The 10,743-nt window shown below is 73.2% G+C and carries 9 protein-coding genes; 3 read left to right on the plus strand and 6 right to left on the minus strand.

Annotated elements, in window-relative coordinates; genetic code table 11:
- Positions 1 to 74 precede the first annotated feature (74 nt).
- Both CCN42_RS20195 and CCN42_RS20200 read left to right on the plus strand, forming a co-directional pair.
- The gene (locus tag CCN42_RS20195) at positions 75 to 1,082 is read left to right on the plus strand and encodes an LLM class flavin-dependent oxidoreductase (protein WP_086737580.1); all 1,008 of its coding nucleotides are present in this window, start codon (positions 75 to 77) and stop codon (positions 1,080 to 1,082) included.
- 44 nt (positions 1,083 to 1,126) lie between these two features.
- Positions 1,127 to 3,457 carry an ATP-binding cassette domain-containing protein gene (locus CCN42_RS20200; RefSeq protein ID WP_086737582.1) on the plus strand — a complete coding sequence of 777 codons (2,331 nt, stop codon included), beginning with the start codon at positions 1,127 to 1,129 and terminating at the stop codon, positions 3,455 to 3,457.
- A gap of 6 nt (positions 3,458 to 3,463) precedes the next feature.
- On the opposite strand, the gene CCN42_RS20205 is transcribed toward CCN42_RS20200, so the two are convergent.
- From CCN42_RS20205 to CCN42_RS20230, 6 genes are all read right to left on the minus strand, one after another.
- Positions 3,464 to 4,270 (minus strand): lysophospholipid acyltransferase family protein, encoded by an 807-nt coding sequence (locus tag CCN42_RS20205; protein WP_086737584.1) that lies wholly within the window; start codon positions 4,268 to 4,270, stop codon positions 3,464 to 3,466.
- Positions 4,267 to 5,043, minus strand: coding sequence for a GNAT family N-acetyltransferase (locus tag CCN42_RS20210; RefSeq protein ID WP_086737586.1), 777 nt, complete (start codon positions 5,041 to 5,043; stop codon positions 4,267 to 4,269). The genes CCN42_RS20205 and CCN42_RS20210 overlap by 4 nt, the downstream gene beginning before the upstream one ends.
- A gap of 135 nt (positions 5,044 to 5,178) precedes the next feature.
- A complete protein-coding gene (locus tag CCN42_RS20215) occupies positions 5,179 to 6,204 on the minus strand; it encodes a hypothetical protein (protein ID WP_086737588.1) in 1,026 nt (341 codons plus the stop codon).
- A 123-nt stretch (positions 6,205 to 6,327) separates the two neighbouring features.
- A complete protein-coding gene (locus CCN42_RS20220) occupies positions 6,328 to 7,074 on the minus strand; it encodes a succinate dehydrogenase/fumarate reductase iron-sulfur subunit (RefSeq protein ID WP_086737590.1) in 747 nt (248 codons plus the stop codon).
- A complete protein-coding gene (locus CCN42_RS20225; RefSeq protein ID WP_086737591.1) occupies positions 7,071 to 9,020 on the minus strand; it encodes a fumarate reductase/succinate dehydrogenase flavoprotein subunit in 1,950 nt (649 codons plus the stop codon). Before CCN42_RS20225 ends, CCN42_RS20220 begins: the two co-directional genes overlap by 4 nt.
- A 2-nt stretch (positions 9,021 to 9,022) precedes the next feature.
- A complete protein-coding gene (locus CCN42_RS20230) occupies positions 9,023 to 9,694 on the minus strand; it encodes a succinate dehydrogenase (RefSeq protein WP_086737593.1) in 672 nt (223 codons plus the stop codon).
- Between the two features lie 120 nt (positions 9,695 to 9,814).
- Between CCN42_RS20230 and CCN42_RS20235 the strand changes: the two genes are divergently transcribed.
- Positions 9,815 to 10,699 (plus strand): LysR family transcriptional regulator, encoded by an 885-nt coding sequence (locus CCN42_RS20235; protein ID WP_086737595.1) that lies wholly within the window; start codon positions 9,815 to 9,817, stop codon positions 10,697 to 10,699.
- Positions 10,700 to 10,743 lie beyond the last annotated feature (44 nt).

A 10,743-nucleotide genomic window follows, 5' to 3' on the forward strand; every position in this document is an offset into this window, starting at 1 on the left:
AACGCGGCGAGCGTGCGTGCCAGATGCCGCCGGGCAGGCGGGAATGCGCGCGGGGCACAGGCGTTGAACCTGGTGTGAGTTCCGTGATCGCCGCCACCCGCTTCTCCGTGCTCGACCGGTCCCGCACCCGGGAAGGGCGCCCGGACGGCGAGGCGCTGCGCGACACCGTGCGCTTCGCGCGGGAGGCGGAGCGGCTCGGCTACCACCGGTTCTGGGTGTCGGAGCACCACGGGGTGCCCGGTGTGGCCGGTTCCGCGCCGACCGTGCTCGCCGCCGCCGTGGCCGGCGCGACCCGGACCATCCGGGTGGGCACCGGCGGAGTGATGCTGCCGAACCACCAACCGCTCGTCGTCGCCGAGCAGTTCGGGGTGCTGGAGTCGCTGTTCCCCGGCCGGATCGACATGGGTCTCGGCCGCTCGGTCGGCTTCACCGACGGGGTGCGCAAGGCACTGGGCCGCGACAAGGGGGACGCCGAGGACTTCGCGGCCCAGCTCGAGGAGCTGCTGGGCTGGTTCCGCGGCACGTCACCGACGGGGGTGCGGGCCCGGCCGTCCGAGGGTCTGAGCGTGCCGCCGTTCGTGCTGGCCATGGGCGAGGGCGCCACCATCGCCGCCCGCGCCGGCCTGCCGATGGTCATCGGCGATCTGCGGGACCGGGAGAAGATGCGGCGCGGCATCGACCACTACCGCGCGCACTTCCGCCCCTCCCCCTGGGCGAGCGAGCCGTACGTGGTGATCTCCGGCACGATCGCCGTCGCCGCGACTCCCGGGGAGGCCAGCCGGCTGCTGATCCCCGAGGCCTGGTCGATGGCGCACTCCCGCACCCGCGGCACCTTCCCGCCGCTGCCGCCCGCCGAGCGGGTGGAGGCGCTGGAGATGGGCGCCAAGGAGCGAGGGTTCTACGAGTCCGGTCTCACCGGGCAGCTCGCGGGCACCGAGGAGGAGGTCGCCCACGCGCTGGAGACGGTGCTGAAGGAGACCGGCGCGCAGGAGGTACTGGTCACCACCAGTACGTACGACCGTGAGGCGCTGCTGGACTCCTACCGGCGGCTGGCCCGGATCGCCGGACTGTCCCCGGCGTAGAATCGCGGGGTTTGTCCCACCCAGGTCCGTTCGGAGTCCGCCGCATGACCAGCCCGCACGATCCGTACGTCCGTGTCCGCGGTGCCCGTGAGCACAATCTGCGGGGCGTCGACGTCGACGTCCCCCGGGACGTGGTCGCGGTGTTCACCGGGGTGTCGGGCTCCGGGAAGTCGTCGCTGGCGTTCGGCACGGTCTACGCGGAGGCCCAGCGCCGCTACTTCGAGTCGGTGGCCCCGTACGCCCGCCGGCTGATCCACCAGGTCGGGGCGCCGAAGGTCGGCGAGATCACCGGGCTGCCGCCGGCCGTGTCGCTGGAGCAGCGCCGCTCGGCGCCCACCTCCCGCTCCTCCGTCGGCACCGTCACCAACCTGTCCAACTCGCTGCGGATGCTGTTCTCCCGGGCGGGCGACTACCCGCCGGGCGCCGACCGGCTGGACTCGGACGCCTTCTCCCCGAACACGGCCGCCGGGGCGTGCCCGGAGTGCCACGGGCTGGGCCGGGTGCACGCCACCACGGAGGAGCTGCTGGTCCCCGACCCCTCGCTGTCGGTCCGGGAGGGCGCCATCGCGGCCTGGCCGGGCGCCTGGCAGGGCAAGAACCTGCGGGACATCCTCGACGCCCTCGGCCACGACGTGGACCGGCCGTGGCGCGAACTGCCCGCCGAGCAGCGGGAGTGGATCCTTTTCACCGACGAGCAGCCGGTGGTCACGGTCCACCCGGTGCGGGACGCGGACCGGATCCAGCGGCCGTACCAGGGCACGTACATGAGCGCCCGCCAGTATGTGATGAAGACCTTCGCCGACTCCAGGAGCCCCACGCTGCGGGCCAGGGCGGAGCGGTTCCTGACCAGCGCGCCCTGCCCCGGGTGCGGGGGTAGCCGGCTGCGGCCCGAGGCGCTGGCCGTGACGTTCGGCGGGCGCACCATCGCCGAGCTGGCCGCGCTGCCGCTCGCGGAGCTGGCGGGCGTGCTGGAGGGCACGTCGGAGACCTCGCGCGTGCTCACCGACGACCTGAAGTCCCGGATCGCGCCCGTCGTCGAGCTGGGCCTCGGCTATCTGAGCCTGGACCGGGCGACCCCGACGCTCTCGGCGGGCGAGCTCCAGCGGCTGCGGCTGGCCACCCAGCTGCGCTCGGGGCTGTTCGGCGTGGTGTACGTCCTGGACGAACCGTCCGCGGGCCTGCACCCGGCGGACACGGAGGCCCTGCGCACCGTGCTGGAGCGGCTGAAGGCGGCGGGGAACTCGGTGTTCGTGGTCGAGCACCACCTGGACGTGGTGCGGGGCGCCGACTGGATCGTGGACGTGGGCCCGCGGGCCGGCGAGCACGGCGGGCGGGTGCTGTACAGCGGGCCGGTGGCCGGGCTGGCGTCGGTCGCGGAGTCGGCTACGGCGCGCTTCCTCTTCGACGGCTCCCCCGCTCCGGCGCGCCGTCTGCGGGAGCCGCGCGGGCGGCTGGAGGTCGGTCCCGTCACCCGGCACAACCTGCGCGGCGTCACGGCCGAGTTCCCGCTCGGGGTGTTCACGGCGGTCACCGGGGTGTCGGGGTCCGGGAAGTCGACGCTGATCGGCCGCATCACCGAGGAACTCCCCGGCGTGGGACGGCTGGTGTCCGTCGACCAGAAGCCGATCGGGCGGACCCCGCGTTCCAACCTGGCGACCTACACCGGGCTGTTCGACGTGGTGCGCAAGGTGTTCGCGGCCACGGACGCCGCCCGGGAGCGGGGGTACGGCGTCGGCCGGTTCTCCTTCAACGTGGCCGGCGGACGCTGCGAGACCTGCCAGGGCGAGGGGTTCGTCAGCGTCGAGCTGCTGTTCCTGCCGAGCACCTACGCACCGTGCCCCGACTGCGGCGGGGCCCGCTACAACGCCGACACGCTCCAGGTGACGTACCGCGGCCGGAACATCGCCGAGGTGCTGGACCTGACGGTCGAGTCGGCGGCGGACTTCTTCGCCGACACTCCGCCGGTGGCCCGCAGCCTCACCACCCTGCTCGACGTCGGCCTCGGCTATCTGCGCCTGGGACAGCCCGCGACCGAGCTGTCCGGCGGGGAGGCCCAGCGCATCAAGCTGGCGAGCGAACTCCAGCGCGGGCGTCGCGGCCACACCCTGTACCTCCTCGACGAACCGACGACCGGACTGCACCCGGCCGACGTCGAGGTGCTGATGCGGCAGCTGCACGGCCTGGTGGACGCCGGGCACACGGTGATCGTCGTCGAGCACGACATGTCCGTGGTCGCGGGCGCCGACTGGGTGATCGACCTGGGTCCGGGCGGCGGCACCGAGGGCGGCCGGATCGTGGCGGCGGGCCCACCGGCCGAGGTGGCCCGGACCCCGGAGAGCCGCACGGCCCCGTATCTGGCGCGCGCACTGCCGTGAGCCTCCTCAGGTCACCAGCGCCGCATGCGTCCAGCACGGCTGCGGGCTGCGGGCCGGCTGGGCGGCCCGGGCCAGACGGCGGCGGTCGGGATGCGCGCCGGGCGGGATGAGCGGGCGTACGTCGACCTCCGCGACCAGGTGCCGGGTCGTGGCCACCCGCCACAGGGAGGCGAGCAGCGAGTCGTCACCGACGAAGGCGGGGGTGGTGCTGGCGGGGCCGTCGGCGAGGCGGTAGCAAAGGGCGACCGGCTGGACGGGCACGTCCGCGTCCAGCGCGGCCTGGAAGACGGCCCGCCGGAACTCGCCCTGCGCCCGCCCGCACCAGGTGCTCCCCTCGGGGAAGACCCCGACCGCCGCCCCGGACCGCAGGGCGCCCGCGAGGCGGGCGACCGTCTCCGGCAGCGCGCGCAGCCGGTCCCGCTCGATGAACAGCGCCCCGCGCGCGGCCAGCGGCCCGGCGACCGGCCACCGCCGTATCTCGGTCTTGGCGAGCATCCGGGCCGGGCGGACGGCGGCGAGCAGCGGCACGTCCAGCCAGGAGATGTGGTTGGCGACCAGCAGCAGCCCGCCGTCGGGCGGTGCCGCCCCGGTGATCCGGACCCGCACCCCGGCCGCCCGCACCAGCGCCCGGCACCACCGGCGCACCAGGTCCGCCGGGATGCGGCCGCCGAGCGGGGACAGGGCGATCCCGGCGAGCAGCACGGCCGTGACCGCCGTGAGCCGCAGCACGGCGCGCGGAACGGCCCGCAGGCGGGCCGTCGCCTCCACGCAGGCGCCCGGGGTGCAGGGGGCGCTGGGCAGCCAGGCGCTCATCGGGCCGGGCCGAGGGAGAGGAAGTGCCGCAGGTAGCGCGGGTGGATCCGGCTCATCGGCAGCAGCACGTACAGGTCGGCGACGCCGAACGCCGGGTCGTGCGCGGGCTCGCCGCAGACCCAGGCGCCGAGCCGGACGTAGCCGCGCAGCAGGGGCGGCAGCTCGACACGCCCGGCGGGCCGGGCCACGCCCTCGGCCGGCCAGGGCAGCAGCGGCCGTACCCGGTACTCCTCGGGCGCGAGGTGGCGCTCCCGCACCCGGTCCCAGGTGGCCGCCGCGAGCGCGCCGCCGTCGGCCAGCGGGATCGAGCAGCAGCCCGCCAGCCACTCGTGGTCCCGGTCGGCCATGTAGCGGGCGATCCCCGCCCAGATCAGCCCGATCACGGCGCCGTCGCGGTGGTCGGGGTGGACGCAGGAGCGGCCGACCTCGACCAGGCCGGGCCGGATGGGGGCCAGCGGGGCGAGGTCGAACTCAGCTTCGGAGTAGAGCCGGCCGGCCACCGCGGCCCGCTCGGGCGGCAGCAGCCGGTAGGTGCCGACGACCTGACCGGTGGTCTCCTCGCGGACCAGCAGGTGGTCGCAGTAGGCGTCGAAGGCGTCGATGTCCAGGCCCGGCCGGGGGCTGGTCAGCAGGGCGCCCAGCTCGCCCGCGAAGACATCGTGGCGCAGCCGCTGCGCGGCCCGGACGTCCTCCTCGTCGCGGGCGAGGGACACCGTGTAGCGGGCGGGCGCCGCGGGCTGCGGGGGACGGTCGAGCGTGGACACACCGGTCATGGCTCACTCCTGGTACGGCCGGAAGGGGGACGGAGGTGGTACCCCCCGTTTCTTCCGAGGCCGTCTGGCCGGTACATGACGGGTGACGGGAGCGGGGATGTGGGGTCGTTGAACGGACCGGAGCCGAGCGCGGCGTCAGCTGGGCGGTGTGCAGCTCCCGAGCCGGCGGCGCGTCTCCGCGGCGTCGAGGACCCGCTCCAGGACGAGGTCGCCCCGCATGCCGGGGAAGAACCGGCCGGCGGGCCAGCTGCGCTCGTAGGGCGGCGGGTCGAGGACGAGCAGCCGTACGCCGTCGACCACGGGGATGTCGCTGGGCGTGCCCTCGTTCCACACCCACTCCCCGCCGGGCGTCATGAGGTTGAAGGAACCGGTGGTCAGCACCTGGCCGGGCACGTCCCGGCAGACGGCGGCCTCCTGCGCGGACGGGGCCCGGCCGGGCACCTGGCCGCCGCCGACGAGGACGTCCGCGAGCAGGGTGTGCAGCTGGAAGTTGTCGCCGATGCCGCTCATCCGCATCGCGTAGCCGGTGCCGGTCGGACGGTGCAGCACGACCAGCGGCTCGTCGTCGAGGACGAGCAGGGCGTACGTCAGGCACTTCGTGTCGTGCCCGGTCGCCTCCCGCACGGTGTGCAGCGCCCGCAGCAGCCGGGCGCGCAGTGAGCCGTCCAGCGCCGTCCGCACCTGCCGGTGGTTGAGCAGGGCGACCGACGCCATCTCCCACTGGGGCAGGGAGAACCAGGCCAGGGCCTCCTCCGCCCCCACCCGGTCGAAGAGCGCCGGGCCGGCCTCGCCGTCCCGCGGGTCGGGGAACTCCCCTCCCCCGGTCTGCGCCCAGCGCTCGCAGAACTCCCCCACGGCGGCGAGCGTCTCGGCCAGCTCGGCAAAGACCGCGGGTGCGCAGGGCAGCGGGTCGGCGCCGCGCTCCACGCAGGCTCCGACGATCACGGCCACGGTCCCGCGCGGTCCCGGCGGCACCTCGGGCAGCAGCGCGGCCAGCCGCGGGGCGGCCTGCGCGACCTCGTGCGGGCCCGCGTCCCCGAGGCTGCGGTGCAGCTCCTGGAACGCCCGCTCCGCCCTGTCCGGGTCCTGGGCCCGCACAGCGGTCTCGAAGCCCGTCACGGCCTCGAGGAACCGCTCCCTCCGCTGTCTTGTGAAGATCATGCCGGGAGCGTACCGAGGCCGGGAACACGAGACGGGGCCGGGGAGCACCACTCCCGGCCCCGCCCGTCCGCACCTTCGGCGAACGTTCACTCCGGCGCCCGCGGACGCCGGCTCCCTACGGCACTACCGCTTCACCTTCCGCGTGGCCCGCAGCCACTCCTTGTTCATGCTGGTGATCGACATCAGCGGGATGCCCTTCGGGCAGGCGGTCGCGCACTCGCCGGCCAGCGTGCACCCGCCGAACCCCTCCTCGTCCATCTGCGCCACCATGTCGAGCACCCGCGTCTCCCGCTCGGGCGCCCCCTGCGGCAGCACGTTGAGGTGGTTGACCTTGGCGGAGGTGAACAGCATCGCCGCGCCGTTGGGGCAGGCCGCCACACACGCCCCGCAGCCGATGCACTCGGCGTGCTCGAAGGCGAGGTCGGCGTCCGGCTTGGGCACCGGCGTGGCGTGCGCCTCGGGCGCGGATCCGGTCGGCGCGGTGATGTAGCCGCCGGCCTGGATGATCCGGTCGAACGCCGAGCGGTCCACGACCAGGTCCTTGATCACCGGGAAGGCGGCGGCCCGCCACGGCTCGATGTCGATCGTGTCGCCGTCCCGGAAGGACCGCATGTGCAGCTGGCAGGTGGTGGTGCGCTCGGGTCCGTGCGCGTCCCCGTTGATCACCAGGGAGCACGCACCGCAGATGCCCTCGCGGCAGTCGTGGTCGAAGGCGACCGGGTCCTCGCCCTTGAGGATGAGTTCCTCGTTGAGGGTGTCGAGCATCTCCAGGAAGGACATGTCGGGTGAGATGCCGTCCACCTCGTACGTGGACATGGTGCCGTCGGCGTCGGCGTTCTTCTGCCGCCAGACGCGCAGGGTGAGCTTCATGCGTAGCTCCGCTGGGTGGGGTGGACGTACTCGAAGACCAGGTCTTCCTTGTGCAGGACGGGCGCCTCGCCGGTGCCGGTGAACTCCCAGGCGGCGGCGTAGGAGAACTGCTCGTCCTTGCGGGCGGCCTCCCCGTCGGGGGTCTGGGACTCCTCACGGAAGTGGCCGCCGCAGGACTCGGTGCGGTGCAGCGCGTCGAGGCACATCAGCTCGGCGAGCTCCAGGTAGTCGACGACGCGGTTGGCCTTCTCCAGCGACTGGTTGAACTCCTGGCCGGTGCCGGGCACCTTGATCCGCCGCCAGAACTCCTCGCGGATCTGCGGAATCCGCTCCAGCGCCTTGCGCAGCCCAACGTCGCTGCGGGCCATGCCGCAGAACTCCCACATGAGTTCGCCAACCTCGCGGTGGAAGGAGTCGGGGGTGCGGTCGCCGTCGACGGAGAGGAGCAGGTTGATCCGGTCCTCGGTCTCGGCCAGCACCTCCTGCACGACGGGGTGGTCGCCGGTCACCTCGCCCTGGTGCGGATGGCGTGCGAGGTAGTCGTTGATGGTGGCCGGCAACACGAAGTAGCCGTCGGCGAGGCCCTGCATCAGGGCGGAGGCGCCGAGCCGGTTGGCGCCGTGGTCGGAGAAGTTGGCCTCTCCGACGGCGAACAGGCCGGGGATGGTGGTCTGGAGGTCGTAGTCGACCCACAGGCCGCCCATCGTGTAGTGCACGGCAGGGTAGATCCGCATCGGTACCTCGTACGGATCCTCGTCGGTGATCCGCTGGTACATGTCGAAGAGGTTGCCGTACCTGGCCTCGACGGCCTTGCGGCCCATCCGCTGGATGGCGTCGGCGAAGTCCAGGTAGACGCCCTGCCCGCCCGGGCCGACGCCGCGCCCCTCGTCGCAGACGTTCTTCGCGGCGCGGGAGGCGATGTCACGCGGGACCAGGTTGCCGAAGGACGGGTAGATGCGCTCCAGGTAGTAGTCGCGCTCGTCCTCGGGGATCCGGTGCGGCGGCCGGGTGTCGCCCTTGGCCTTGGGCACCCAGATCCGGCCGTCGTTGCGCAGCGACTCGCTCATCAGGGTGAGCTTGGACTGGTGGTCGCCGGTGCGCGGGATGCAGGTGGGGTGGATCTGGGTGAAACAGGGGTTGGCGAAGTAGGCGCCGCGCCGGTGCGCCCGCCAGATCGCGGTCGCGTTGGAGTTCATGGCGTTCGTCGACAGGTAGAAGACGTTGCCGTAGCCGCCGGAGGCGAGGACGACGGCGTCCGCGAAGTACGTGTCGATCTTCCCGGTGATCAGGTCGCGGGCGACGATGCCGCGCGCCCGCCCGTCGACGACGATCAGGTCCAGCATCTCGGTGCGCGGGTGCATCTCGATGTTGCCCGCCGCGATCTGCCGGCTCAGCGCCTGGTAGGCGCCGAGGAGGAGTTGCTGGCCCGTCTGGCCGCGGGCGTAGAACGTCCGCGAGACCTGGACGCCGCCGAAGGAGCGGGTGTCGAGCAGGCCTCCGTACTCGCGGGCGAACGGCACACCCTGCGCCACGCACTGGTCGATGATCTCGACGGAGATCTGCGCGAGCCGGTGCACGTTGGACTCGCGGGCGCGGAAGTCGCCGCCCTTGACGGTGTCGTAGAACAGGCGGTGGATGGAGTCGCCGTCGTTGCGGTAGTTCTTCGCCGCGTTGATGCCGCCCTGCGCGGCGATCGAGTGGGCGCGGCGCGGGGAGTCCTGATAGCAGAACTGGACGACGTGGTAGCCCTGTTCGGCGAGGGTGGCGCCGGCCGAGCCGCCCGCGAGTCCGGTACCCACGACGATCACCGTGTGCTTGCGGCGGTTGGCGGGGTTGACCAGCTTGGCCTCGAAACGGCGCTTGTCCCAGCGCTCGTGGACCGGGCCGGACGGGGCCTTGGTGTCGGCGACCGGGTCGCCGGTCGTGTAGTCGGCGTAGGTAGTCATGGTCAGCTCACCACTCCGGTCATGACGCCCACGGGTACGGCGATGAATCCGGCCGTGAGCAGCAGCGCGAGAACGTTGGCGATGGTCTTCAGGGCGCGGTCGCGGGTGCGGCTGCCGACGCCGAGGGTCTGGGCGGCACTCCAGAAGCCGTGCCGGACGTGCAGCCCGACGGCGAGCATCGCGACGATGTAGATGACGTTGCCGTACCAGGTGGAGAAGGTGTCGACGACGTTCTCGTAGGGGTGGCCCTCCTGGAAGCCGCCCGGGTGGACGTGGCCGGTGGTCAGGTCCAGGACGTGCCAGACGATGAACAGGCCGAGGATGATCCCGCCCCAGCGCATGGTGCGCGTGGCGTAGGAGGCCCGCGGCTTCTTGTGCACGTACTTGCTGGGGCGCGCCTTGATGTCACGGCGGCTGAGCTGGTACGCGGAGACGGCGTGGGCGACGACCGCGACGAGCAGGACGATCCGGACCAGCCAGAGCGTCCACTCGTAGTGCATGAACGGTTCGCCGACCGTGCGCAGCCAGTGCCCGTAGTGGTTGAACTCCTCCGGGCCGAAGAAGATCTTCAGGTTGCCGATCACATGGGCGACCAGGTACAGCAGCATGATCACGCCGCTGACGGCCATCACTGTCTTCTTGCCGACGGAGCTGTCCCACATCGTGCGTGCCATGGACGGCCGTCGGCCCGTCCGCGTTGCCAGAGCCATGTCTCAGCACGCTAGGCCCGCCACCCCTCATCGGTCCAAGACATGGTCCAGCTCGTTTCCATAGGGCGGGCCTATGCTGGGCGGATGCAGTTCCAGCAGCTCCAGTACTTCGTGGCCGTCGCGGAGACCCGGCACTTCACCCGGGCCGCCGAGCTGGTGCACGTCGCCCAGCCCTCGCTGTCCCAGCAGATCAAGGCACTGGAGCGGGAGCTGGGCGCCGACCTGTTCCTGCGGGCGCGGGGCAACATCACGCTGACGGACGCCGGGGAGGCGCTGCTGCCGCTGGCCCGGCGGATCCTCGCCGACGCGGACACGGCGCGGCACGAGGTGCAGGAGCTGGTGCAGCTGCGGCGCGGCCGGGTCCGGCTCGGCGCCACCCCGAGCCTGTGCACCGGCCTGCTGCCGGACGTGCTGCGCGCCTTCCACGACCGCTATCCGGGCATCCAGCTGCTCATCGAGGAGGGCGGCTCGCACGATCTCGTACGGCACCTCGCCCGCGGCGCCCTCGACCTCGCCCTGGTCGTCCTGCCGCTGCCGACGCCGTCCCCGGCGCTGACCACGGTGGACCTGCTGCGCGAGGACCTGGTCGTGGTGTCCTCGCCCGAGGCGCCCCGGCCGGGCGGCGGACAGCGCACCGTGCGCGTGGCCGACCTGGCGGGCGAACGCCTGGTGATGTTCCGGCACGGCTACGACCTGCGGGAACTCACGGTCGCCGCGTGCCGGGCCGAAGGCTTCGAACCGGACTTCGCGGTCGAGGGCGGGGAGATGGACGCGGTGCTGGGGTTCGTACGGGCGGGCCTGGGCGTGGCGGTCGTCCCCCGGATGGTGGCGGCACGGTCGGGGCGCGGCCTGCGGGTCACCCCCCTGGCCCGGCCGGGGCTGCACCGGACGATCGCGCTGGCCCACCGCAGCGATGTGGCTCCGGGCCGGGCCGCCAGGGAGTTGCAGCGGATGCTGCTGGAGCGGTGAGCGTCCGCCGTGTCGCGGTCGGCGCCGCGGGTCGGCGCCGTCGC

The organism is Streptomyces glaucescens (assembly GCF_002154375.1).
Taxonomy (GTDB): domain Bacteria; phylum Actinomycetota; class Actinomycetes; order Streptomycetales; family Streptomycetaceae; genus Streptomyces; species Streptomyces glaucescens.

Coding starts and splice junctions, on each gene's coding strand:
- CCN42_RS20230 (WP_086737593.1), bottom strand. CDS start 9,694: ATGGCACGCACGATGTGGGACAGCTCCGTCGGCAAGAAGACAGTGATG.
- CCN42_RS20215 (WP_086737588.1), bottom strand. CDS start 6,204: ATGATCTTCACAAGACAGCGGAGGGAGCGGTTCCTCGAGGCCGTGACG.
- CCN42_RS20220 (WP_086737590.1), bottom strand. CDS start 7,074: ATGAAGCTCACCCTGCGCGTCTGGCGGCAGAAGAACGCCGACGCCGAC.
- CCN42_RS20235 (WP_086737595.1), top strand. CDS start 9,815: ATGCAGTTCCAGCAGCTCCAGTACTTCGTGGCCGTCGCGGAGACCCGG.
- CCN42_RS20200 (WP_086737582.1), top strand. CDS start 1,127: ATGACCAGCCCGCACGATCCGTACGTCCGTGTCCGCGGTGCCCGTGAG.
- CCN42_RS20225 (WP_086737591.1), bottom strand. CDS start 9,020: ATGACTACCTACGCCGACTACACGACCGGCGACCCGGTCGCCGACACC.
- CCN42_RS20210 (WP_086737586.1), bottom strand. CDS start 5,043: ATGACCGGTGTGTCCACGCTCGACCGTCCCCCGCAGCCCGCGGCGCCC.
- CCN42_RS20205 (WP_086737584.1), bottom strand. CDS start 4,270: ATGAGCGCCTGGCTGCCCAGCGCCCCCTGCACCCCGGGCGCCTGCGTG.